The 23233-nt window shown below is 67.4% G+C and carries 26 protein-coding genes; 12 read left to right on the plus strand and 14 right to left on the minus strand.

The annotated features are described in order from the left end of the window. The first annotated feature begins 54 nt into the window (after window positions 1-54). Window positions 55-699, plus strand: coding sequence for a DedA family protein (locus AVTE2539_RS13980; RefSeq protein ID WP_272568021.1), 645 nt, complete (start codon window positions 55-57; stop codon window positions 697-699). A 54-nt stretch (window positions 700-753) separates the two neighbouring features. Here AVTE2539_RS13980 and AVTE2539_RS13985 read toward each other — a convergent pair whose 3' ends face one another. From AVTE2539_RS13985 to tsaE, 5 genes are all read right to left on the minus strand, one after another. Then, window positions 754-1731: an alpha/beta fold hydrolase gene (locus AVTE2539_RS13985; protein WP_284411423.1), complete on the minus strand. Its 978-nt coding sequence runs from the start codon at window positions 1729-1731 to the stop codon at window positions 754-756. 222 nt (window positions 1732-1953) lie between these two features. Then, window positions 1954-2181: a YMGG-like glycine zipper-containing protein gene (locus tag AVTE2539_RS13990; protein WP_272551696.1), complete on the minus strand. Its 228-nt coding sequence runs from the start codon at window positions 2179-2181 to the stop codon at window positions 1954-1956. A 178-nt stretch (window positions 2182-2359) separates the two neighbouring features. Further along, window positions 2360-2692: a cupin domain-containing protein gene (locus tag AVTE2539_RS13995; RefSeq protein WP_284411424.1), complete on the minus strand. Its 333-nt coding sequence runs from the start codon at window positions 2690-2692 to the stop codon at window positions 2360-2362. A 48-nt stretch (window positions 2693-2740) separates the two neighbouring features. Further along, the gene (locus tag AVTE2539_RS14000) at window positions 2741-4189 is read right to left on the minus strand and encodes an N-acetylmuramoyl-L-alanine amidase (protein ID WP_284411426.1); all 1449 of its coding nucleotides are present in this window, start codon (window positions 4187-4189) and stop codon (window positions 2741-2743) included. Further along, the gene (tsaE, locus tag AVTE2539_RS14005) at window positions 4186-4701 is read right to left on the minus strand and encodes a tRNA (adenosine(37)-N6)-threonylcarbamoyltransferase complex ATPase subunit type 1 TsaE (RefSeq protein WP_284411428.1); all 516 of its coding nucleotides are present in this window, start codon (window positions 4699-4701) and stop codon (window positions 4186-4188) included. The genes AVTE2539_RS14000 and tsaE overlap by 4 nt, the downstream gene beginning before the upstream one ends. 12 nt (window positions 4702-4713) lie before the next feature. Here tsaE and queG point away from each other — a divergent pair, with 12 nt between their 5' ends. The 3 genes from queG to AVTE2539_RS14020 all read left to right on the plus strand — a co-directional run bounded on the left by queG (window position 4714) and on the right by AVTE2539_RS14020 (window position 7010). Beyond that, window positions 4714-5799, plus strand: a complete 1086-nt coding sequence (queG, locus tag AVTE2539_RS14010) for a tRNA epoxyqueuosine(34) reductase QueG (protein WP_284411430.1) — start codon at window positions 4714-4716, stop codon at window positions 5797-5799. A 97-nt stretch (window positions 5800-5896) separates the two neighbouring features. Further along, complete coding sequence (locus AVTE2539_RS14015; protein WP_284411432.1) at window positions 5897-6256, plus strand: CidA/LrgA family protein; 360 nt, start codon at window positions 5897-5899, stop codon at window positions 6254-6256. A gap of 10 nt (window positions 6257-6266) precedes the next feature. Next, the gene (locus AVTE2539_RS14020; protein WP_284411434.1) at window positions 6267-7010 is read left to right on the plus strand and encodes an LrgB family protein; all 744 of its coding nucleotides are present in this window, start codon (window positions 6267-6269) and stop codon (window positions 7008-7010) included. Between the two features lie 25 nt (window positions 7011-7035). Here AVTE2539_RS14020 and AVTE2539_RS14025 read toward each other — a convergent pair whose 3' ends face one another. Beyond that, complete coding sequence (locus AVTE2539_RS14025) at window positions 7036-7941, minus strand: AEC family transporter (RefSeq protein ID WP_284411436.1); 906 nt, start codon at window positions 7939-7941, stop codon at window positions 7036-7038. A 61-nt stretch (window positions 7942-8002) separates the two neighbouring features. After that, on the minus strand, window positions 8003-8923 hold the full coding sequence (locus AVTE2539_RS14030; RefSeq protein ID WP_284411438.1) for a LysR family transcriptional regulator: 921 nt from the start codon (window positions 8921-8923) through the stop codon (window positions 8003-8005). Window positions 8924-9111: 188 nt separating this feature from the next. Here AVTE2539_RS14030 and pyrB point away from each other — a divergent pair, with 188 nt between their 5' ends. From pyrB to AVTE2539_RS14055, 5 genes are all read left to right on the plus strand, one after another. Beyond that, on the plus strand, window positions 9112-10149 hold the full coding sequence (pyrB, locus tag AVTE2539_RS14035) for an aspartate carbamoyltransferase (protein WP_284411440.1): 1038 nt from the start codon (window positions 9112-9114) through the stop codon (window positions 10147-10149). Then, window positions 10143-10892, plus strand: coding sequence for a sulfite exporter TauE/SafE family protein (locus AVTE2539_RS14040; RefSeq protein WP_284406016.1), 750 nt, complete (start codon window positions 10143-10145; stop codon window positions 10890-10892). Before pyrB ends, AVTE2539_RS14040 begins: the two co-directional genes overlap by 7 nt. 232 nt (window positions 10893-11124) lie before the next feature. Further along, window positions 11125-12087, plus strand: coding sequence for a tripartite tricarboxylate transporter substrate binding protein BugE (locus AVTE2539_RS14045; RefSeq protein WP_272568039.1), 963 nt, complete (start codon window positions 11125-11127; stop codon window positions 12085-12087). Window positions 12088-12165: 78 nt separating this feature from the next. Then, window positions 12166-13065 (plus strand): site-specific tyrosine recombinase XerD, encoded by a 900-nt coding sequence (xerD, locus tag AVTE2539_RS14050; RefSeq protein WP_284411442.1) that lies wholly within the window; start codon window positions 12166-12168, stop codon window positions 13063-13065. A 78-nt stretch (window positions 13066-13143) separates the two neighbouring features. After that, window positions 13144-14136: a Bug family tripartite tricarboxylate transporter substrate binding protein gene (locus AVTE2539_RS14055; RefSeq protein ID WP_284411444.1), complete on the plus strand. Its 993-nt coding sequence runs from the start codon at window positions 13144-13146 to the stop codon at window positions 14134-14136. A 60-nt stretch (window positions 14137-14196) separates the two neighbouring features. Here AVTE2539_RS14055 and AVTE2539_RS14060 read toward each other — a convergent pair whose 3' ends face one another. Then, window positions 14197-14649 (minus strand): nuclear transport factor 2 family protein, encoded by a 453-nt coding sequence (locus AVTE2539_RS14060; protein WP_284411446.1) that lies wholly within the window; start codon window positions 14647-14649, stop codon window positions 14197-14199. Between the two features lie 101 nt (window positions 14650-14750). Here AVTE2539_RS14060 and AVTE2539_RS14065 point away from each other — a divergent pair, with 101 nt between their 5' ends. Further along, window positions 14751-15710, plus strand: a complete 960-nt coding sequence (locus AVTE2539_RS14065) for an AraC family transcriptional regulator (protein WP_284411448.1) — start codon at window positions 14751-14753, stop codon at window positions 15708-15710. A gap of 51 nt (window positions 15711-15761) precedes the next feature. Here AVTE2539_RS14065 and AVTE2539_RS14070 read toward each other — a convergent pair whose 3' ends face one another. The 3 genes from AVTE2539_RS14070 to AVTE2539_RS14080 all read right to left on the minus strand — a co-directional run bounded on the left by AVTE2539_RS14070 (window position 15762) and on the right by AVTE2539_RS14080 (window position 19297). After that, on the minus strand, window positions 15762-17045 hold the full coding sequence (locus AVTE2539_RS14070) for an EAL and HDOD domain-containing protein (RefSeq protein ID WP_284395463.1): 1284 nt from the start codon (window positions 17043-17045) through the stop codon (window positions 15762-15764). A 77-nt stretch (window positions 17046-17122) separates the two neighbouring features. After that, window positions 17123-18388, minus strand: a complete 1266-nt coding sequence (locus AVTE2539_RS14075) for an EAL and HDOD domain-containing protein (RefSeq protein ID WP_284395461.1) — start codon at window positions 18386-18388, stop codon at window positions 17123-17125. Between the two features lie 105 nt (window positions 18389-18493). Continuing rightward, complete coding sequence (locus tag AVTE2539_RS14080) at window positions 18494-19297, minus strand: ferritin-like domain-containing protein (protein ID WP_284411450.1); 804 nt, start codon at window positions 19295-19297, stop codon at window positions 18494-18496. A gap of 48 nt (window positions 19298-19345) precedes the next feature. Between AVTE2539_RS14080 and AVTE2539_RS14085 the strand changes: the two genes are divergently transcribed. Together AVTE2539_RS14085 and hslO are read left to right on the plus strand one after the other, a co-directional pair. Continuing rightward, a complete protein-coding gene (locus AVTE2539_RS14085) occupies window positions 19346-19870 on the plus strand; it encodes a gamma carbonic anhydrase family protein (protein WP_272568047.1) in 525 nt (174 codons plus the stop codon). A gap of 28 nt (window positions 19871-19898) precedes the next feature. Continuing rightward, window positions 19899-20888, plus strand: a complete 990-nt coding sequence (hslO, locus tag AVTE2539_RS14090) for an Hsp33 family molecular chaperone HslO (protein ID WP_272568048.1) — start codon at window positions 19899-19901, stop codon at window positions 20886-20888. Window positions 20889-20918: 30 nt separating this feature from the next. On the opposite strand, the gene AVTE2539_RS14095 is transcribed toward hslO, so the two are convergent. The 3 genes from AVTE2539_RS14095 to eno all read right to left on the minus strand — a co-directional run bounded on the left by AVTE2539_RS14095 (window position 20919) and on the right by eno (window position 23195). Continuing rightward, window positions 20919-21485 carry a hypothetical protein gene (locus AVTE2539_RS14095; protein ID WP_284411453.1) on the minus strand — a complete coding sequence of 189 codons (567 nt, stop codon included), beginning with the start codon at window positions 21483-21485 and terminating at the stop codon, window positions 20919-20921. 48 nt (window positions 21486-21533) lie between these two features. Continuing rightward, window positions 21534-21812 carry a septum formation initiator family protein gene (locus AVTE2539_RS14100; RefSeq protein WP_272551727.1) on the minus strand — a complete coding sequence of 93 codons (279 nt, stop codon included), beginning with the start codon at window positions 21810-21812 and terminating at the stop codon, window positions 21534-21536. Between the two features lie 96 nt (window positions 21813-21908). Continuing rightward, entirely contained in the window at window positions 21909-23195 is a 1287-nt protein-coding gene (gene eno, locus AVTE2539_RS14105) for a phosphopyruvate hydratase (protein WP_272568051.1), read from the minus strand. Window positions 23196-23233: the final 38 nt, after the last annotated feature.

Raw genomic sequence — 23233 nt, forward strand, 5'->3', positions numbered from 1 at the left:
AGTACGCGCCGCATTGGCAATCCCGCCATCTCACTTTCCTCAGAAGGTCCGCCCTTGGAAATCATCCAGTTCCTGATCGACTTCATCCTGCACGTGGACAAGCACCTGGCGGCCTTCGTCAGCGCCTACGGCCCGTGGGTGTATGCGTTGCTGTTCCTCATCGTCTTCGTCGAGACGGGGGTGGTGGTGATGCCGTTCCTGCCCGGCGATTCGCTGCTGTTCATCGTCGGTGCGCTGTGCGGTGCGGGGCTCATGAACTTTCCGCTGGCCTGCGCCGTGCTGATCGCGGCGGCCATCCTCGGAGACCAGTGCAACTACACCATCGGGCGCTATTTCGGGCCCAAGGTGTTCCAGTGGCCCGATTCGCGCTGGTTCAACCGGCGCGCGTTCCAGCAGGCGCACGACTTCTACGAACGCTACGGTGGCGTCACCATCGTGCTGGCGCGCTTCATGCCCTTCATCCGCACCTTCGCGCCCTTCGTGGCCGGCGTGGCCGAGATGGGCCGGGCGAAGTTCACGGCGTTCAACGTGGGCGGTGCGCTGCTGTGGGTGCTGGGCATCTGCACGGCGGGCTACTTCTTCGGCAACTTCCCGTGGGTGCAGGCCAATCTGGACAAGATCATCTGGGCGCTGATCCTGGTGCCGGGCCTGATCGCGCTCTACGGCGGCTGGCGCGCCGGCCGCCAGAAAACGGCCTGAGCGGGCGCCGGGGGCACCGCGCCCCGTCCTCCGGCTGCCCGAGCGAATGCGCTGTCAGCGCATCGTGCGGTCCAGCCACTGCAGCAGCTGGCGGGTGACGAACTCCGGGTTGTCCAGGTTCGAGATGTGGCCGGCCTCGGGGATCACCACGGCATCGCAGCCGATCACCTCGGCCATGGCGTGCATCTCGTGCGGCGGGCGGGGAATGTCCTCGTCGCCGCACATGAGCAGCGTGGTCTGGGGGCGGAGCGCAGCCAGCCGGTCCATCGCATCGGCGCGGCCGAAGATGATGCGGCCCAGCGGCACCACCGATTGGCGCAATCGATCGGGCGCCATCGCCGCCAGGCTGCGGCCGAACGCGGCGGGGCGGGGGCTCGAGGGATCGGTGCCGGGCCGAAAAAAGATCGGCACGATGGCATCTACCAGCGGCTGGGTGATCTGCCCGCCGGCCTCGATCGCATCGAGCAGGCCGAAGTAGCGCAGGCGCGTGGCCTCGGGCTCGGCCCCGAGGTAGGTGTCCATCATCACGAGGCTGCGAACCCGCTCCGGCGCCTTCAGCGCCAGCTCCGCACCCCACATGCCGCCGACCGAGAGGCCGACCACGGCACATTCGCGGACATGCAGGGCGTCGAGCAGTTCCAGCATCTGTGCCGCCAGGCCTTTCAGGTCCTGCGTGTCGGCGGGCAGCGGCCCCGAGGCGCCGTGGCCCCAAAGGTCGGGGGCAATGACCCGGAAGTGGCGCGACAGCGCCAGGATCTGGGGCGCCCACATCGAAGAATCCCACAGGTAGCTGTGCCCGAGCAGCACGACCGGGCCCCGGCCACGATCCTGGTAGTGCAGGTGGCAGCCTTGCGATGTGGTGAATCGCTTCTTGACTGCAGCGCTCGCCGCATCCGCCGTGCCGTTCGCCAGGGCACTGCCCGACGCGATGGCGGCGGGTATGGCCATCAGTTGCAGCGCGGCACGGCGGCGGCTCAGCGCAGGCTCGGGCGAAAGAGGTTCGTTGGCGGTGGCCAGTGACGACGGGCGCATGGAATGTATTCTGCAGAGTGGAACAAGCCAAGAATGTTAGCCGCACCCACGCGCTTTAAATGTACTAAACCGTATCGGTTAGTGGCGAGACGCTTTATCGTTTTGCATCCGTGCTTTTGGGAGGCGCTCCGCTTGGCACCCACGCAAAAACGCCTGCAGGGCACTGGGGCCCTGCAGGCGTCTTGTGATCTAAAGGATGGGGGTTAAGCCATCCCTGTGAGATCAGCGGCGGCGTTGATCGCGGTCTTCGCCGAGTTCGTGGCCGACCAGCGCACCGGCGCCGGCACCGATCACGGTCGCGGTGGTGCCACCGACGGCACTGCCCAGCACGCCACCGGCCACGGCGCCTACGCCGGTACCGATCTGTGCATTGGTGGGGTTGGAAGAGCAGCCGACGAGGCCGAGTGCGGCTGCGACAGCGGCGGCGGAAACGAGATGGCGGTAGTTCATGACTTGGCTCCTGGTATCTTTGAGGGCATGGGATCCGGACAGGGCGGCGATCCATTCAAACCGCTGCATTTGCCTGTCCCAACCCATGCCTGCACTATCGCCCCGGCGCCGCGACTGCGGTGTAGGCAGGCGAGGCCGCGTGCTGTAGGAGGTGCCCCACCTGACCGCGGCTTGCGGGTCAGCCCGGGGCCAGGCAGATGGTCACGAGAAGCGAGGCATCGCTCACCGCGCGCAGCGAGTGCGCGGCGCGGGGCTGCAGGTGCACGAAGTCGCCCGGGCGCAGCAGACGCGCCCCGCCGGCGGTGTGGAACTCCGCTTCGCCCTCCAGGCACTGCACGGTGATCTCACCGGGCGTGTCGTGCTGGCGCAAATCCTTGCCGGCCGCCAGCACGACGCGGATCACTTCCAGTTGGGCGGCCTTGATGATGGCCGTGGTGGCGGCGCTCGCCAGCCGGTCGCCCAGCGGGCTCAGGCTGACGACTTCTCCGGAACGTGCGTGGTGCAGGGCCATGGGGTTCTCCTCGTGGTTTCAGGTCACGCTCGCAGGCCCGCCGAGCCGTCAGACGGACCGGCTGCGTGCCAGCGGCGGGTTTTTGGCGAAGTATCGCGTGATCCCTCGCATCAGCGCGTCGGCCAATTGCTGCTGGTAGGCGGCGGTGCGCAGCTTGGCCTCTTCCTCGGGGTTGCTGATGAAGGCGGTTTCCACGAGCACGCTGGGAATGTCCGGCGCCTTGAGCACGGCAAAGCCGGCCTGCTCCACGCGCGGCTTGTGCAGTTTGGCCATGCTGCCGATCTCCCCCAGCAGCACGCTGCCGAGCTTCAGGCTGTCGTTGATCTGCGCCGTGGTGCTCATGTCCAGCAGGGCGCTTTGCACGTGCCGGTCCTGCACGCGGACGTTCAGGCCGCCGATGAGGTCGGACTGGTTTTCCTTGTTGGCCAGCCAGCGCGCGGCCGAGCTGGAGGCGCCGCCCTGGCTCAGCGCGAACACGCTGGCGCCGCGCGCCGCGGGCGTGGTGAAGGCGTCGGCGTGGATGCTCACGAACAGGTCGGCCTGCACGCGCCGGGCCTTGTCCACCCGCACGCCCAGCGGCACGAAATAGTCGGCGTCGCGGGTCAGGAAGGCCCGCATCGGATTGCCGCCGACCGTGGTGGCGTTGATGCGGTCGCGCAGCAGGTGCGCCACCTTGAGCACGATGTCCTTCTCGCGCGTGCCGCCGGGGCCGGTGGCGCCGGGGTCTTCGCCGCCATGGCCGGGGTCCAGCGCCACGATGATGAGCCGGTCGGTCGCCTTCGCGATGGCGGGCGCGGCCGGTGGCGGCGACGGCGCGTGCGGCGGGGTGGGGGCGGCAGCGGCCGCTGCCACGGCCGGTGGCGGCGCGGCGGGCGCGGCCGGTGCGGGCAGGCCCACCGGCGGGGGCGGCGCGCCGGGGCGCTGGATCTGCTGGGCGATCAGCTCACCCAGCGGATCGCCCGCAGTGCCGGGCTTGGCGGCGGCGATGTTGGGCAGGGGCGCGGTCGGCGGCGCTTCGCGCAGGCGCTCGGCGATGAGGGCCTCCAGCGGGTCTTCGGGCTCGGCCGGGTACAGGTCGAACACCAGCCGGTGCTGGTAGGCCGCGATCGGCGGCAGCGTGAACACCTGGGGCAGGGCGGGCCGCTTGAGGTCCAGCACCAGCCGCACCACGTTGGGCGCGTTCTGGCCCACGCGGATGCCGGCGATGTTGGGATCGTCTGCCTTCACCTTGGCCACCAGTTCGCGCAGCTCGGGGTTCAGGTCGATGCCTTCGATGTCCACTGCCAGGCGGGGCGGCGTGGTCACGAAAAATTGCTTGGCCACCAGCTGGCGGTCGGATTCGATGGTGACGCGGGAGTAGTCCTGCGCGGGCCAGACGCGCACGGCCAGGATGCTGGCACCGCGTGCGATCTGCTGCGTGCCCAGCAGCAGCACCAGCGTGCCGGCCTGAAGCAGCGATCGCCGGCTGGGTGGATGGGGAGGTGGCGCTTCGCTCATGCCTTCGATCCTTGTGCAAGGGTGCGGCCCGATGCGGTGCGGGCCTGCAGGGTGACGTGCCGCTCGCCATCATCCCCTGCTTCAATGTGTATAGCAAGGTCTTCAATGGGGATGAGCGCGGCGGCCTTTTCGGGCCATTCCGCGATCTTGAGTCCCGGCCCCGCGAAGATGTCGCGAAAGCCCGCGTCCTCCCACTCGCGCGGGTCGTTGAAGCGGTAGAAGTCGAAGTGCCAGATGGCCAGCCCCGGTGCCTCGTGCGGCTCCACCACGGCATAGGTCGGGCTCTTGATGCGGCCCTGCACGCCGAGCGCACGCAACAGGTGGCGCACCAGCGTGGTCTTGCCGGCGCCCAGATCGCCGTGCAAGGTGATGAAGGCATTGGCGATCGGGGCTTGGGCGGCCAGCCGGGCGGCGAAGGCGGCGGTGTCTTCCTCGCTCTCCCAGCGCAGTGCGACGGGCGTGTCCGCGGGGGGGCTTTCTACAATCCGGGGGTGATGTTCAGCAGCAGTCAACTCGTTCCTCAAATGCAAGGCTGGGCCCGCGAATTGGGATTCTCCCAAATCGGCGTGGCCGGTGTGGATTTGTCGTCCGCAGAACCGGGGTTGATGCAGTGGCTGGCGCAAGGGTTCCATGGCGACATGCATTACATGCAAACCCACGGCCTGCGCCGCGCCCGGCCTGCCGAACTGGTGCCCGGCACCGTGAGCGTGATCACCGCGCGCATGGACTACCTGCCGCGCGACACGCCAGCCGGGCCCGCGCACGGCGCGCCGGGCGCCGGCCCTGGCTGGCAGGCCGTGGAGTTTGCGCGGCTGGAGCGCCCGTCCGAAGGCATCGTGTCGGTGTACGCCCGGGGGCGCGACTACCACAAGGTGCTGCGCCAGCGGCTGCAGAAGCTGGCCGACCGCATCGGCGAGGCCGTGGGGCCGGTGGGGCACCGGGTGTTCACCGATTCGGCGCCCGTGCTGGAGGCGGAGCTGGCCAGCCGCAGCGGGCAGGGCTGGCGCGGCAAGCACACGCTGGTGCTCAACCGCGAGGCGGGCTCCATGTTCTTTCTGGGCGAGATCTATGTGGACATGCCGCTCGAGCCCAGCGCGCCCGTGACCGCGCATTGCGGCAGTTGCCAGGCGTGCATCGACGTGTGCCCCACGCAGGCCATCGTCGCGCCGCACCGGGTGGACGCCCGGCGTTGCATCTCTTACCTCACCATCGAACATGCGGGGCCGATTCCCGTCGAACTGCGCCGCCCGATGGGCAACCGCATCTACGGCTGCGACGATTGCCAGCTCATCTGCCCCTGGAACAAGTTCGCGCAGGTCAGCGGGCTGCCCGATTTCGACGCGCGGCCCGGCCTGGCCGGGCAGCAGCTCGCGCACCTGTTCGCCTGGGACGAGCCCACCTTCCTGCGCATGACGGAAGGCGGCCCCATCCGCCGCATCGGCCACGAACGGTGGCTGCGCAACGTGGCCGTGGCGCTGGGCAATGCGCTGCATGCCACGGGGGACGCCGGCATCGAGGCCGCGCTGCGGTCCCGCGCCGCCGACGCCAGCGCCCTGGTGCGGGAGCACGTCGCCTGGGGGTTGGAGCAAAAACGGCCTCCAGCGCAATAAGTACTAGGGCATTGCGCTATCAAATAAATAGCATTCGCCTGCGGCAAAACGCCCGGGTGCGGGCAGGCTGCGGCTGGCCGACAATACCGGCCTGCCCATGATCCAAGCCCTGTGCCTTCTCATCGCCTTCCAGTTGCTCGGAGAGGCCACGGTGCGCCTGACGGGCTGGCCGTTGCCGGGCGCCCTGGTCGGCATGCTCTGGCTGCTGGCTTGGCTGGCCTGGAGGCGGCGCGTGCCCGAAGCGCTGGCCACGACCGCGTCCTCCCTGCTGCAGCACATGATGCTGCTGTTCATCCCCACCGTCACCGGCGTGATGGTGCACTTCGGCCGGGTGGCGGACGAGTGGAAGCCCTTCCTCATCGCCTGCATCGTCGGTGCGGCGGTGACGATGGCCGTGACGGCGCTCACCCTGCATTGGCTGCTGGCGCGCAGCCGGCGCGCGGGTCCGCCGGCATGAGGGCGCCCGCATGACGGACTCCACCACCGGTCTGGCGGCACTGAGCGCGCTGGAACGCTCCCCGTTGACCTGGCTCACGCTCACGCTGCTGGCCTACCTCGCAGCGCTATGGCTGTACCGTCGCAGCGGCCACAACCCGTTCCTGCTGCCCGTGCTCACGGCCGTGGTGGGCATCGTGTGCGTGCTGCTGGCGCTCGGCGTGCCGTACCCGGTGTACTTCGAGGGCGTGCAGCTGATCCATTTCTTCATCGGCCCGGCCACGGTGGCGCTGGCGGTGCCGCTGTACGGGCAACTGGGCCGGATCCGGCAGATCTGGCGGCCGGTGGCGATCGCGCTGCTCGCCGGATCGGTGGCGGCCATCGGGTCGGCCGTGCTCGTGGCGTGGGCGCTGGGCGGGTCGATGCAGACGCTGATGTCGCTTGCGCCCAAGTCGGCCACCATTCCCATCGCGACCGCCGTGGCCGAGCGGCTGGGCGGCATTGCATCGCTGGCGGCGGTGGCCGTGGCGGTCACCGGGATTGCTGGCGCGGTGATGGCTGGCCCGCTGCTGCGCGCGATGCGGCTCGATGGCGACCCGGTGGTGCGCGGCTTCGCCGTGGGGCTGACGGCGCATGCCATCGGCACGGCGCGCGAATTGCAGGCCAATGCCACCGCCGGCTCGTTCGCCGCGCTGGCCATGGCGCTCAACGGCATCGCCACCGCGCTGCTCATGCCGGCGATGGCCGCGCTCCTGCACTGGGCCGGCGTGTGGTGAGCGGCCCGCGGGCCGCATGGGTTTGTCAGCGCAGCACGGCGAGCGCGAAGGGCAGGCTGACCACCCCCAGCACGGTGGACAGCGTCACCAGCCCGGCCACGTAGGGCCCGTTGTAGCCCATGCGGGCCGCCAGCACGTAGCAGGTGGACGCGGTGGGCAGGGCGGAGAAAGCCATCAGCACCGTGGTCTGCACCGCGTCCAGACGCAGCAGCCGCGCCATGCCGAACGCGATCACCGGCTGCACCAGGTGGCGGATCGCCAGCACCGATGCAGACAGCAGCTTGCCGCGCGTGAGCAGGCCGAACTGCATGCCCGCGCCGGCCGCCATGAGCCCGAGCGCGAGCGACGCCGCGCTGATGCGGCTCACCGTGGGCTCCATCCACACGGGAATGTGAAAGCCCAGCAGGTTGGCCGCCAGCCCCGATCCGGTGGCCACGATCAGCGGGTTGCGCAGCAGCTCCTTGAAAAAACCGTGCTGGCCCGCGCGCGCCATGGGCCACACCGCGGCCACGTTGAACAGCGGCACGCACACGCCGATCAGCACGGCGATGAGCAGCAGGCCCTGTGGGCCCGCCAGCCGTTCGGCCAGCGCCAGGCCCATGAAGGAATTGAAGCGGAACGCCACCTGCGCGCTCGCCGCGTGGTCGCGCGGGTCGATGCGGCCACGCAGGCCGGGCAGCCGCGGCAGGCTGTAGGCCAGTGCGATGCCGACCAGGCCCGTCGCCACGCCGGCACCGATCAGCCCCGAGGCCTCGCCGATCTGGATCGGGCTTTTGACGATGGACTGGAACAGCAGGATGGGAAAGAGCAGGTAGTACACCAGGCTTTCCACCGGTTGCCACACGGCGCGGTTGAGGGCCGTGTAGCGGCAGACCAGGTAACCGCACAGGATGAGGGCAAAGTCGGGGAGGAGGAGCTGCGCGTAATTCACGGCCCGCAGGATACCGCGCGGCCCGCCCCGATGGCCGCCGGGGCCGGGCGTGGGTGACGCCTCAGGGACCGGGCCGCGCCGCGGACCTGCCGCCCTCGACGATGGCCTCGATCACCTTCTGCAGCCCCCGGTTCATGGGCTTGTCATGGCGGGTGATGAGGGCCTGGGTGCGGTACAGGGGCGGGTCCAGCGGCCGCAGTTCGAGGTCTTCATGGCGGCGGCTGTGGCCCGACAGCGCCATGCGCGGCAGGATGCCGCAGCCCAGACCCGCCGCCACCATCGCCTTGATGGCCTCCACGCTGTCGAACTCCATGACGGGCGCGGGCGTGGGCAAGGTGCCGCCGGCGCTCAGCCAGTCGTCCACGATCCCGCGCGTGCTGCTACCCGTCTCGAACTTCACCAGCGGGTGCTCGTTCATCATCTGCGCGGTGACCGCCCGCGGCCAGTGGCAGGTGCCGCGGCGGCAGATGGCCATGAGCTCGTCCTCCAGGATGGGGACCACGGCGACCGCGCGCGAGACGATGGGCAGCGTCACGATGGCGGCATCGATCGAGTTGTCCTCGATGCGGCGCACGTAGTCCTCCGTGTTGCCCGTGCTCACGAGGATGCTGAGCGACGGAAAGCGCTTGCGCAGGTCCTGCAGGATGGGCGGCAGCAGGTACAGGCACGAGGTCAGGCCCGTGCCCAGCCGCACGCGCCCCGTCACCCCGGCCGAGTGGAAGGTGGCGGCGCTGACGGCATTGGCCACGGCGGCCGTCACATGCGGCACATGGGCCAGCAGATCCGCGCCGGCGGAGGTCGGGCCCACGCGGCGGCCCACCCGCTCGATGAGGCGCACCGACAGGCGGCGCTCCAGATTTCTCACCTGCAGGCTCACCGCGGGCTGGGTCACCCCCAGCCGTTGCGCCGCAGCAGAAAAACTCCCCAATTCCAGCACCAGCGCGAAGGTCCGTAATTGATCGAGATCCAAGGTACGTTCCATAGGCTTAGCTTATGTTTTGTATAAGACGGCAAATCTTCACTTATGGATTGAATGCCGTCAATATTCATCCTGTGCAAAAACTCCAGAGACTTGAATAAAAAGCCGGGAGGGGAGGAGCAAGCTGCTATCGGTGCGCATTGGCGCACCGATAGCGCCTTGTATTTGTCGGCTGCAATGATTGATGGCGCATGGCCTCAAAAAACCTGATATCCATCGAAGACCTGTCGCGCAGCGAAATCGAGTCGCTGTTTTCCGATGCCGACGACATTCGGCGGTTTCCCGGAGAGTTCGGAAATGCGCTGGCTGGAAAGATCGTCTTCACCCTGTTTTGCCAGCCCAGCACGCGCACGCGGCTGAGCTTCGAATCCGCGGCCTACCGTCTCGGCGCACGCGTGCTGAGCGTTTGCGACATGCACAGCACCCGCCAACCCCTGGGCGAAAGCCTGCTCGATACCACCCGCATGGCCGGCTACTACTCCGACGCGCTGGTCGCGCGGCACGCCGACCATGGCGTGATGGAGCAAATCAAGGGCACCCTCGACGTGCCTTTGATCAATGCAGGCGAAGGGCTCGCGCGGCACCCTACCCAGACCCTGATCGACCTGTACACCGCGCGTGAGCATTTCGACACCCTCGATGGGTTGCGCGTGGGGCTGGTGGGCGGCCTGCGCTACTCGCGTGCGGTGAAGTCGCTGCTGGTCGGCCTCGGGCAGTTCCGAGATGTCGAACTGCATGCCGTCGATGCCGCCAGCGAAGCCGACGACGGCAGCCCTTTGCCGGCCGACCTCGCCGCTGCGGCGCGGCGCCCCATCCATCTGCACGATTCGGTGCAGGCCATGCTGGGCCATGTCGATCTGCTGTACGTCGTGCGCGTGCAGCGCGAGATGTTCAGCGACGCCGCGCTGTACCAGCGCCAGCTGGACAAATGCCGCGTGCACCGCGCGCTGCTGGCCAAGGCGCCACCGTGGCTGGCGGTGATGCATTGCCTGCCCCGCACGGACGAGCTGGACACCGATGTGGACCCGACCCCGCAAAACAAGTATTTCCTGCAGGCCGCGTACGGCGTGCCGCTGCGCATGGCCGTGCTGCGGCGCTACATGACGCAGCCGCAGGGCGGAGGAAGCGGCGGCAGTGGCGGTGGTGGCGCCAGGGGATTGGCTGCGGATGCGCTGTCGCGCCGCGCGATCGACGTGCTCAGCAACGACGAGTTGTCCCTCGCATGGTGATGCTCTGCGCAATGGCCCTGATGGGGCTCGTTGTGGGTGGCGTGGCCGTGACGGTCGGAGGGGGCGTCACCATCGGCGTGCCGTTGCTGCTGCTGATGGGGCATTCCGCCGCCGCGGCCATCGCCACCGTGAAGTTCGCGCTCGTGGGCTCGTTCTTCACCGGTACGCTGGCCCACCGCCGGGCCGTCGCGGCCCCGGTGCGCATTCCCTGGGTGCTCTGGCCCCTGGCGGTGGCGGGGTCCGTGATGGGCTCGCTGATCGTCACTGGGGTCGATGACCGGGTGCTGCGCATCATCGTCGCCGCCATGATGGCCGTGGTGCTGTGGATCACCTACCGGACGGATTTTTCCGCACGCACCGCCACCCCGGCGCCGGCCGCACGTCTGCCGCTGGCCGGCATCGCCACGGTGTTCGCGCTGTGCGTGTATTCGGGCTTTTTCGGCGCGGGCTTCGGCACCTTTCTCATCTTTGCGCTGATGCATTTTTTCGGCCTGTCGTTTTCCGACAGCGCTTCGGTGATGACGCGCCTCAACCTGCTCGTGGTGGGTTCGTCCGTGACGACGTTCATCACCCACGGCGCGGTCGATTTCCAGTGGGGCATTCCGCTCTTCATCGGCTGCGCCCTGGGCGGTGTGATGGGCGCCTGGGTGGCCCGGGTGCTGTCGCCCGAGCGCATGAAAACCGTCTTCCTGGCAGGCACGATGCTGGTCGGCGTCAAGCTGATCTGGGACGCGATGGTGTGATGCCGGACCGTCTTCCATCCGCGGTCCGCCCGGCCCTTACCCCTCACTTGCAAGGAGCAACGCCACCCCCTCAACGACGGCACTGAACCCATCTCCTGCCAACGGGAACCGCCCTTGCGCGTGCGGGAAATCCCTCACTGTGGACTGCCATGCGGACCACGATCGGCGTGCGTCAGCGATTAGGATGCACACCATCGTTTTCATCGTGTTCAAGCAGTACAAGGAGACTTCTATGCAGCGCCGAAACTGGCTGGGTCTGGCCGTCCTCGTGGCCACGGGCAGTGCCATGGCCCAGAGCTATCCCACCAAACCGATCCGGCTGGTGGTGCCCTTTGCTCCGGGGGGAACGACCGACATCATCGCCCGCGTGATCTCCGATCCGCTGTCGCGCGCGCTGGGCCAGCCCGTGATCGTGGACAACCGCGCGGGTGGGGGTGGCGTGGTCGGCGCGGCCGAGACGGCCAAGGCGACGCCGGACGGCTATGCCCTGGGCATCGCCACCGTGTCCACCACGGCGGCCAACCCGGCGATCAACCCCAAGACGCCCTACAACCCGCTGACGGACTTCACGCCGATCATCAACATCGCCGCCACGCCCAACATCATTGCGGTGAACCCCAGCTTTCCAGCCAAGGACTACAAGAGCTTCGCCGCCGAGATCAAGAAGGTGCCGGGCAAGTATTCGTACTCGTCGTCCGGCACGGGCGGCATCGGCCATCTGCAGATGGAGCTGTACAAGAGCCTGACCGACACCTTCGTCACGCACATTCCCTACCGCGGCGCGGGCCCGGCCTTGAACGACACGGTGGCCGGCCAGGTGCCGATGATCTTCGACAACCTGCCTTCGGCGCTGGCCTTCATCAAGGATGGCCGCCTGGTGCCCATCGTGGTCGCCGCGCCCCAGCGCGTGGCGGCCCTGCCCAATGTGCCCACCTTCAAGGAAGTGGGCCTGGAGCCGGTGAACCGCATGGCGTACTACGGCATCCTGGGCCCCAAGAATCTGCCCAAGGACGTGGTGGACAAGATCAACGCCGGCGTGCGCAAGGCGCTGGAAGATCCGGCCGTGCGCAAGCGCATCGAGGACACCGGTTCGATCATCATCGGCAACACGCCCGAGCAGTTCGCCGAGCAGATCAAGGCCGAGTTCGAGGTCTACAAGACCGTGGTGCAAAAGCAGAAGCTGTCGCTCGACTGAGCCAGCGCCTCTTCGCTTGCTCAGACCAGGCCCGCCGGCACCGCCCGCGGGCCTTTTTTATCGTGCTATGGTTTTGCGATGCTGCCCGAAAGCCAGACCTCCATCGACACCTTCATCGACGCGCTGTGGCTGGAGGACGGCCTCTCGCGCAACACCCTGGCGGCCTACCGGCGCGACATGACGCTGTATGCGCAGTGGCTGGCGGAGCAGCCGTCCGCGTTGGCCATCGACGGCACGCAGGAATACCACCTGCAGGGCTACTTCGCGGCGCGCCATGCGCAGACCCGGGCCACCTCGGCCAATCGGCGCCTGACCGTGCTGCGCCGCTATTTCCACTGGGCCCTGCGCGAGCGGCGCATCGTGGCCGACCCCACCGTTCGGCTGCAGGCCGCGCGCCAGCCGCTGCGCGTGCCGAAGACACTCTCGCAAGCCCATGTGGAGGCCCTGCTGCGCGCCCCGGACACCGGCCACCCGTTGGGGCTGCGGGACCGCGCCATGCTGGAGCTGATGTACGCCAGTGGGTTGCGCGTGACCGAGCTGGTCACGCTCAAGACCTTCCAGCTGGGCTTGCGTGAAGGCGTGCTGCGGGTGATGGGCAAGGGCGGCAAGGAGCGGCTGGTGCCCTTCGGCGACGAGGCGGCGGCATGGCTGGAGCGCTACTTGGGCGAGGCGCGCGCGTCCATCCTGGGCGGGCAGCAGACCGACGATCTTTTCGTGACGCAGCGCGGCGCGGGCATGACCCGGGCGATGTTCTGGGTCATCGTGAAAAAGCAGGCGCATGCGGCGGGCATCACCGTGCCGCTGTCGCCGCACACGCTGCGCCATGCCTTCGCCACGCACCTGCTCAACCACGGGGCCGACCTGCGTGTGGTGCAACTGCTGCTGGGGCATGCAGATATCTCCACCACCACCATCTACACCCACGTGGCGCGGGAGCGGCTCAAGGCCCTGCACGCGCAGCACCACCCCCGCGGATAGGCCGTCACCGGGGAGCCGGTGGAGGCCCCGCGGGGCGCGGACAATCGCGGTTTCCTTTTGCGCACCCGGAGTCTTTGCATGACCGATCTTTCCCGCCGGCAATGGATGCTGGCCGCCAGCTGTTCCTGGCTGTCCACGCTGCCGTTCGCTGCCCACGCCCAGCAGGCAGCCGCCTGGCCGTCCCGCCCCATCCGTATCGTCGTGGCCTATCCCGCCGGCGGGGTGAGCGACGTGGTTGCCCGGGCCCTGGGCGACAAGCTGTCGGCCCAACTGGGCACTTCGGTGGTGGTGGACAACAAGACAGGAGCGGGCGGCTCCATCGGCATGGATGCCGTGGCCAAGGCAGCGCCGGACGGCTACACGCTGGGCTTTTCGTCCATCAGCCCGCTGGTGCTGAATCCGCACCTGGGCAAATCGCCGTTCGATCCGGCCAAGGACATCGCGCCGGTGGCCAGCGTGATGGTCTCGCCCGTGCTGCTGCTGGGCACGCCCGCCAGCCAGGCCAAGGATTTCCGCCAGTTGCTCGCCACCGCGAAGGCGCAGCCAGGGGCGGTGCGCTGGGCCACTTCGGGGCTGGCGTCGCTTGGGCACATCATGCTGGAGCAGATCATGCAATCCACCCAGGCGAAGATCACGCATGTGCCTTACAAGGGCGGTGGCCAGCAGCTCAACGATGCGCTCAGCGGGCAGTTCGAAGTGCTGTCCACCAATGCCGGGCCCGCGGTGATGCAGCACATCCAGGCCGGCAAGCTGCGCGCGCTGGCCGTGGGCGCTCCTGCCCGGCTCGACACCTTGCCCGACGTGCCCACCCTGGCCGAACTGGGCATTCCGGCCGCCAACGTGAGTTCGCTGTTCGGCGTGTTCGCGCCGGCGCGCACGCCGGCTCCGATCCTGGAGCGACTGAACGCCGAGATCAACCGGGCCCTGGCGTTGCCGGACTTGCGCGCCCGGCTCGAAGCCACTGACAACGTGCCCCAAGGGGGCAAGGCGGCCGACTTTGCGCGGCAGATCGCCGAGGAGTCGCAGAACAACGCCCGCATCATCCGCGCGGCGGGCATTCAGATGAACTGATGCGAGTGTCAGCAGGAGGTGGCGGGCTCGTTTGGCTGAGCATGCGCGACGCTCACTCCGCTACGCAGCTGCACGCGGGCCGGTAGAAGGATCGCGAACGGCGCTTTCTGGTTCATTCTCCGCGCCGCGTCCCCAGAACAAGTCTTCTTGTGCTGGATCGCTGGAGAAGAGACGAACTTCGGCGATCTGGCTGTTCTCGATGCGGATCAGATCGACCCCCGGCTGCTTCAACTTGACGCCGTTGGCCTCGCCAGCGAACTCCAGCGTCACGGCAACCCAGTCGCCATTGGCCATGTAGTGACTGGCGTGGGTGATCGTGAAGGTGCCTTTGGAGATTTCCATCATCTTGCCCAGCATCGGACCGACTTGCGCCATGCCGCGATGCGTTCCGGAAAACTGATGATTGCCTGGCTGGTGCCAGATCACATCGGGAGAAATCAGTCGGATCAATGCCGCCTGATCGCCCGTCTGGACCGCATGAATATAGGCCTTGGAAATGTCGATGCCAGTCATGAATAATCACCTTTCAATAAGATATGAATGGTGATTGTTGGACAAACTAAGGCCTATTGCCCGATGATATTGGGACAATAAATGGTATTTTTTGGACATTCATGCAAAAGGCCAGACAAGTGATGCCGAAGGTGGCGAGTGTTCCGAAAGGAATGGTCAATGCGGGTATCCCGCGGCTGAAGTACGACCCCACGGCGCCCTACCGGCTCGATCTGGAGGTCTATCCGGCGGGTGATCTATGGCGCCGCGGCGGCAAGGAAAAAGTACAAACGACCCATCGCTACGACTTTTTCATGCTGGTGTGCATCACGCAAGGAGAGTGCGTTCAATGGGTGGATTTCCAGCCGTTTGCCTGCGAACAAGGAACGTTTCTGACTCTTCGACCAGGGCAGGCCCATAACCTCGGGAGCGATGAAGACTGGGAGGGTTGGATCGTCCTGTTTCGCTCGGAGTTTGCGATGCCCGTATCGGCTGCATCGGGCGACCCCGCGCTCGTGTCGGATCGGGTCGGGTTGCCGGAAAAGCTGCTTCTGGACCAGGATCAGTTGAGAACTGTGAGTCGCTCGATTCAGCAGATGTACGAGGACGCGCACCTCGAGGCTTCCCTCGATCACGTGCACGCTCTGCTGCGCCATCAACTTCACGCCCTGCTGGCACGATTGAGCCTTCTGAAAGGAAGGCAGCGGCCGTTGGATGAGCCGCCGGTTTCCGCCGCGTCACAGCGCTTCCAACGGTTTCAGGCGCTGGTTGAAGAACGCTTTGCGAATTGGCATCAGGTGGCCGATTACGCCAGTCACCTCGGCTATACAGAAAAGAGTCTGGGTCGGTCTTTGGCCGCCGCTACAGGCATGACCGCCAAAGGGTGGATCGCGGCACGGATCAATCTCGAAGCCAAGCGGCTGCTGGTGCACACGGACTTGCCCATTGGCGCCATTGCCAACAGGCTGGGCTTTGACGAGGCGACCAACTTCACCAAATTCTTCAAACGCGAAGTGCGCTGTTCTCCTGCGGAGTTTCGGCGCAGGCAACGGGGTGAAAGCCCACTGTTACACGCTGGTTAGAGTGTGGAACCAGCCCCGGCCCGGCCTGGACCGACCGGGGGGGCTTGCCGCTCACTCGCCCAGGCTTTCCGCCCAGGTCAGCGCCTGCAAGTGGGCCCAGTTCACCTGCCGGTTGGACAGGTGCAGCGCATCGGCCGAGCGAGCGAACGCTACCTCGTCGCCGCTTTCGCACGCCTTGGTGAGTTCGAGGAACGGCGCGAACACGCCGGTGTTGTGCAGCAGCGCATCGATCACGGGCTGGGGCAGGGCGACGGAGTCGAGCGCTTTTTCCAGCGGAACGCCCAGCATGGTGTCCAGCAGCGAGAACACGCCGACCACGAAGGCGTTGTCGCATTCCTCAGGCGGCAGCAGTTCGGCGGCGAGCAGCTCCATGAGGCGGCCGCGCACCACGGCGGTCTGGCCCACGGCGGGCGGAGAGCCGCCGGCACGCGAGGTGGTCATGAGCAGCGCCGCCCAGCGGAACAGCTTCTTGAGCCCCAGGATCATGACGGCGTGCCGGAACGAGGTGACCTCGCACGACAGCCCGAAGCCCGACGAGTTGATGAACCGCAGCAGGTTGAAGGACAGCGTGGGGTCCTTCTTGAGCAGTTCCTCGATCTCCGCCGTGCTGGCCTGCTTTCGCACCAGGTTGATGAGCTGGATGATCGTCGCCTGGGAAGGCCGGATGGTCTGGGCCTTCACCAGCGCGGGCTGGGCGAACCAGTAGCCCTGGAACAGCTTCACGCCCAGGGCGGACATGCGCTCGTGCTGCTCGGCGGTCTCCACCTTTTCGGCCACCAGCGTGGCCTTGGAATTGGCGCGCGCGAACTTCACCAGGGGCTCGGCCAGTTCGGCCCGGAACGCCTGCATGTCCAGCTTGACGAAGGCCGCCAGCGGCAGCCAGCTGGCATAGGTGCGGCGCAGCACGTTCTGGTTGAAGGCGAGGCGAAAGCCCCGCGTACGCAGGCCTTCGAGCGTGGACACGCGCCCTTCGATCTCTTCGGCCGTGGCGCCGTCGGCCAAGGGCGGCACTTCCAGCACCACCTTCTCTGGGTGGATCAGTTCGAGGTGGCCGCCGGCCAGGCTTTCGTGCGTGCAGTTGATGAACACCGTCTTCTTGCCCACGAGGGCCTCGGTGCCCGCATACGACAGGGCATTGAAGAGCAGGGCGGCATCGCTGGCCGCGGTGTGGGCATCGGAGGCGGTGGAACGGTCGAACAGCTCGTAGCCGAAAACGGCGCGCTGCTCATCCACGATCGCCTGGCGCGCAATGATCGCCAGGTTGCTCGAGTCCTCGTCTTCCCCTTGCGGGGCGGTGTTCTCGAAAGCCGGTACGTTGTCTGAGTTGCTCGACATGGAGGGTCTGCGTCAGTGAGTGGGATGAATTCGGTGACCTTACCACCAGAGCCGCACGCTGTCGCCCACTCTGGGGCTCATTCCGTCAACTGGTCTGCCCAGGCCAGGGCCTGCAAATGGGCCATGTTGATCTGCTGGCTGGACAGCTGCAGCGAACTGGCGGCCTGGTCGAAGGCAGCGTCGTCGCTGGATTCGCAGGCTTCGGCCAGCCGCAGCAGTTCGCCCAGCGTGCCGGTGCGGTGCAGCAGGGCCTCCGACACGGTGCCGGGCACGTGCAGCAGCCCCACGGCGGATTCCATCGGCATGCTCAGCATGCGGTCGAGCATCGAGAAGATGCCCACCACGAAGGCCTGGTCGGCGTCTTCCTGCGACATGGTCTCCAGGGCCAGCAGTTCCATCAGCCGCCCGCGCACCACGGCCGTGTGGCCGACGGCGGCGGAGATGCCGCCCGCGCGCGAGGCGGTGAGCAGCAGCGCAGCCCAGCGGAACAGCTTCTTGAGCCCCATGAGCATCACGGCCTGCCGGAACGAGGTGATCTCGCGGGAGAGTCCGAAGCCCGACGAATTGATGAGCCGCATCAGGTTGAAGGCCAGGCCCGCGTCCTTCTTCAGCACTTCCTCGATCTCGTCCGTGCTGGCCTGCTGGCGCACGAGGTTGATGAGCTGGATGATGCTGCTTTGCGCCGGGGTGAGCAGCTTGGCCTCCACCAGCGAGGGGCGGGAGAACCAATACCCCTGGAACAGCTGCACGCCCTTGCTGGAGGCCATGTCGTACTGCTTGGCTGTCTCCACCTTCTCGGCGATCAACTCGGCCTTGGAGTGCCGCCCGGCGTATTTGATGAGCACGGCCAGCTGGTCGGGCGCCAGCACGGACAGGTCGAGCTTGATGTAGTCGGCCAGCGGCAGCCACGGCGCATAGGCCGATTCCAGCACCGTGTGGTTGAAGGCCAGGTGGAAGCCCCGTTCGCGCAGGCCCGACAGGATCGGCAGCCGCGTGCTCACCTCTTCGGCGGCCGCGTGGCCCAGGGGGGGAATCTCCAGCACGACCTTGTCGGGATCGACCAGCTCCAGGTGGCCGCCGGACAGGCTCTCGTGCGTGCAGTTGACGAAGATGAGCTTCTTGCCCACCAGCTCCTCGCTACCGGCGTGCGACAGCGCGGTGAACACCAGGAACACGTCCGTCGCGGCCGTGTGGCCATGGCCGGAGCGCGAGCGGTTGAAGAGTTCATAGCCCACCACGGCCTGCTGCCCGTTCATGATCGCCTGGCGGGCGATCATGGCGCCGGCAGGGCTGCTCTCGGGGGCAATGGACGGAGAATTGCCGGCGACAGGCGTGTGGGGCATGGATGGCGAACTGAAAGCGATCGGTGGAGGGGCCGCGTCCCTTCGGCAAAGGGGCTGCGGGGCTTGGGCGCATTGTAGGAAAGAACGGCTGCCCACGCGGCCGGGTCAGCCATGCTGCAGCCACTCCATTTCGGCGTCGCTGAACCCCGCCGCACGGCGCGCATCGGCGTTGAAGGGCGGTTTCAGGCGTGGCGCCTCGTAGCGCCGGACCAGCAGGGCGTAGTGCGCCAGCGGGTCCAGCCCTTCCCGATCGCACAGGAAGCGATACCAATGGTTACCAATCGCCACATGCCCGACCTCCTCGCGCAGGATGATGTCCAGGATGTCCACGGCCGCCAGCGCGTCGGCGGTGCCCACCTGCCGCAGCTTGCGCTGGATGAGCGGGGTGGCGTCCAGGCCGCGGGCTTCGAGCGTGCGCGGCACCAGGGCCATGCGCGCGACGATGTCACCCGCCGTCTTCTCGCACATGGTCCACAGGCCCTGGTGGGCGGGAAAATCGCCGTAGTCGTGCCCCATGCTTCGCAGGTGCTCGCGCAGCAATCCGAAGTGCTTGGCCTCTTCGGCCGCCACCCGCAGCCAGTCGAGGTAGAAGGCCGGCGGCATGCCGTCGAAGCGCCAGACCGCGTCGAGTGCGAGGTTGATGGCGTTGAATTCGATGTGCGCGATGGCGTGCATCAGCACTGCGCGGCCCTCGTGCGTGGCGGGCGAGCGGCGCGCCACCTCGGTGTGGCGCAGCAGGGCGGGCCGCTCGGGGCGGCCGGGCAGGGTAGCGGGGTCGGCGGGGCCTTGCGGGCCGGTCGCGGCCACGCCATGGTCGGCCGCACGCGCGTGCAGGTCCAGGGTGGCGGCGGCTTTGGCCTGGGGGTCTGTCAGGCACAGGGCCTCGAGGGCACGTTGGCGAAGGTCCATCCCTACAATTCTAGGATTCGGCCCTGCTGACAAAAAAAGGAGACCTGGATGGCGCTTTACGAACTCGATGGCATTTCTCCCCGCACCGCGCCGTCGGCGTGGGTGGCGGACAGTGCCGAAGTCATCGGCCACGTCGTGCTGGGCGAGTCGTCCAGCATCTGGTTCGGGGCCGTGCTGCGCGGCGACAACGAGCCGATCACCATCGGCGCCGGCACCAATGTGCAGGATGGCAGCGTGCTGCACTCCGACCCCGGCCAGCCGCTGGTGCTGGGCGAGCGCGTGACGATCGGCCACAAGGTCATGCTGCATGGCTGCACGGTGGGCGACGAGTCGCTCATCGGCATCGGCGCGGTGGTGCTCAACGGTGCGAAGATCGGCAGGCATTGCCTCGTCGGCGCCGGCGCGCTGGTGACGGAGGGCAAGGAGTTTCCCGATGGCTCCATGATCATCGGCAGTCCCGCGAAGGCGGTGCGCCAGCTCTCGCCCGAGCAGATCGAGGGCCTGCGCCGGAATGCGCAGACCTACATCGACAACGCCCAGCGCTTTCGCGCCGGGTTGCGCAAGCTGGCTTGAGCGGCGCCAACATTTCAGGAAAACCAGGGTGTCTGAACTCCACAAGTTTCTTTTCGATGGCCTGCCCGTGCGCGGCATGATCGTGCGCCTCACCGACGCCTGGACCGAGATCCTCGCGCGGCGCGCCGGCAACACCACCTCCGGCGCCTACCCGCCGCCCGTGCGCGAGCTATTGGGCGAGATGGCCGCGGCCGGCGTGCTGATGCAGTCCAACATCAAGTTCAACGGGGCGCTGGTGCTGCAGGTCTTCGGCGACGGCCCCGTCAAGCTGGCGGTGGCCGAGGTGCAGTCGGACCTCAGCCTGCGCGCCACGGCCTCGGTGAACGGCGAAGTGCCGGACGGCGCTCGCCTGAGCGACATGGTGAACGTGGGCGGCGGCGGGCGCTGCGCCATCACGCTCGATCCGAAGGACCGCTTGCCGGGCCGGCAGCCCTACCAGGGCGTGGTGCCGCTGCATGGCGACCACCACGAGAAGATCGAAAAGCTCAGCGACGTGCTGCAGCACTACATGCTGCAGTCCGAACAGCTGGACACCACGCTGGTGCTGGCCGCCGACGACCAAGTGGCCGCCGGCCTGCTCATCCAGCGCATGCCGATCAAGGGCGAGGGCAACCTGGCCGGCGAGCTGACCCACCGCGAGAACGAGGACCAGATCGGCCACAACGAGGACTACAACCGCATCGCCACCCTGGCGGCCAGCCTGACGCGCGACGAACTGCTGGGCCTGGACGTGGACACCATCCTGCGCCGCCTGTTCTGGGAAGAAAAACTGCTGCGCTTCGTGCCTCAGCAGGGCGTGGACGGCCCGCGGTTCGCCTGCACCTGCAGCCGCGAGCGCGTCAGCAACATGCTGCGCAGCCTGGGGGTGGAAGAGGCCGAGAGCATCCTCGCCGAGCGCGGCGACATCGAGGTGGCCTGCGAGTTCTGCGGCCAGCAGTACCGCTACGACGCGGTGGATGCGGCGCAGATCTTCACCGAGCCCGGCAAGCAATTGCCGGGGCCGTCCAGCGTTCAGTAACCGCCGGCGGCAAGGCCCGCCGGCCCCGCATCAGCCGCGCAGCGCCGTGAACAGCTTGTGCTCGCACTCGGGGTCGCTGCACTTCTCGCACGACCATGCGCGAAGGCGGGCAGGCCGTGCCGGCGCTTCTTGATCAAAAACTGTGGGTGCCGGCGGATCATATGCCTTGGGTACTATTTTTTTAATAGCATCCAGGGTGGCCCGCAGCCGCTCGTTCTCGCTGCCGTACAGCACGCGATAAGCCACGCCGGCCTCGGAAAGCGCCCCGCGCAGGCAGGCATCGAACCGCTCCTGCCCGGAGGGCTGCATTGCCTGGTCCGGAGCTTTCGAAGGGGCTCCTCCATCCAGCCCGACGAGCAGCGTTGCACGGCACGTCGCCGCATGGGTCGCCGCCAGCGCTGCCAGTGCCTGCTGCGCCGCATCTTGCAAGGGGCCCACCGGTGCCTCCAGGCAACGCGACACGGCTGCATGCAGCGCCGGGCAGGGATCGACCAAGGCATGCCCCGGCTGCAGGTGCCGTGCCACTGCGCGCGCCAAAGCCTCCAGCCCGGTGCCGGGGGCGCCCAGCAGGGCGATGCGGACCGGATCGGCGGCCAAGGGACTCGGGGGTGGCAGTGGGAATGAACGCTGCAGGGAGCTGTCCGCTCAGCGGTGGGTCACCTGCACGTAGATCTCGTTGGGCTTGACCATGCCCAGTTCGTTGCGCGCCTTTTCCTCGACCATGTCCAGGCCTTCGCGCAGGTCGTGCACTTCGGAGGTGAGGCGTTCGTTGGCCTGGCGCGCCTCGGCATTGGCCTGCTTTTGCGCGGCGATCTTTTCCTTCATTTCCTGCACGTGGTGGACGCTGCCACGGCCGGACCACAGCTGCGCCTGCACCCCCACGAGGAGGAGGAGCAGCACCAGCGGAACGATGCGGGGACTCATGGCGGTCAGATCAGGCGGCAGGAAAGGGATCGGTCACCGCCCGTGGCACGGCCCTCACAGAAGGAGGGAGGGCCGTGCCACGGCGGTGGGTTCAGGTCAGCGCAGGTTGTAGAACGCAGCGCGGCCGGGGTAGTGGGCGATGTCGCCCAGGTCTTCCTCGATGCGCAGCAGCTGGTTGTACTTGGCGATGCGGTCCGAGCGCGACAGCGAGCCCGTCTTGATCTGGCCCGCGTTGGTGCCCACGGCGATGTCGGCGATGGTGCTGTCCTCGGTCTCGCCCGAACGGTGCGAGATCACGGCCGTGTAGCCGGCGCGCTTGGCCATCTCGATGGCGGCGAAGGTTTCGGTCAGCGTGCCGATCTGGTTGATCTTGATGAGGATCGAGTTGGCGATGCGCTTGTCGATGCCTTCCTTCAGGATCTTGGTGTTGGTGACGAACAGGTCGTCACCCACCAGCTGCACCTTCTCGCCCAGGCGTTCGGTCAGGTGCTTCCAGCCGTCCCAGTCGCCTTCGGCCATGCCGTCTTCGATGGAGATGATGGGGTACTTGTCCACCCACGCGGCGAGCATGTCGGTCCATTGCTGGGCCGTCAGGCGGATGCCGCCTTCGCCTTCCAGCACGTAGTGGCCGTCCTTGTAGAACTCGCTGGCCGCGCAGTCCAGGGCCAGGGCGATCTGTTCGCCGGCGGTGTAGCCGGCGGCGTCGATGGCCTGCAGGATGAGCTGGATCGCGGCTTCGTGGTTCTCGACGCTGGGGGCGAAACCGCCCTCGTCGCCCACGGCGGTGCTCATGCCGCGGTCGTTGATGATCTTCTTGAGGGCATGGAACACCTCGGCGCCCCAGCGCACGGCTTCGCGGAAGCTCGGCGCACCCACGGGGACGATCATGAATTCCTGCAGATCCAGACTGTTGTTGGCATGCGCGCCGCCGTTGATCACGTTCATCATCGGCACGGGCAACTGGATGCCGCCCATGCCGCCCAGGTAGCGGTACAGGGGCAGGCCGGACTCTTCGGCGGCGGCGCGGGCCACGGCCATGGAGACCGCCAGCATGGCGTTCGCGCCCAGGCGGCTCTTGTTGTCGGTGCCGTCCAGGTCGATCAGGGTCTTGTCCAGAAAGGCCTGCTCGGAGGCGTCCAGGCCCAGCACGGCCTCGGAAATCTCGGTGTTGATGTGCTCCACGGCCTTGAGCACGCCCTTGCCCAGGTAGCGGCCCTTGTCGCCGTCACGCAGCTCGATGGCCTCGCGGCTGCCGGTGGACGCGCCCGAAGGCACGGCCGCGCGGCCCATCACGCCCGATTCCAGCAGCACGTCGCATTCGACGGTGGGGTTGCCGCGACTGTCCAGCACTTCGCGACCTACGATATCAACGATGGCACTCATTCAAGGTTCTCCAGTTTTAAAGAATTATCGATTGGCCC

The sequence above is a fragment of the Acidovorax sp. SUPP2539 genome (assembly GCF_030158975.1).
Taxonomy (GTDB): Bacteria; Pseudomonadota; Gammaproteobacteria; order Burkholderiales; family Burkholderiaceae_C; genus Paracidovorax.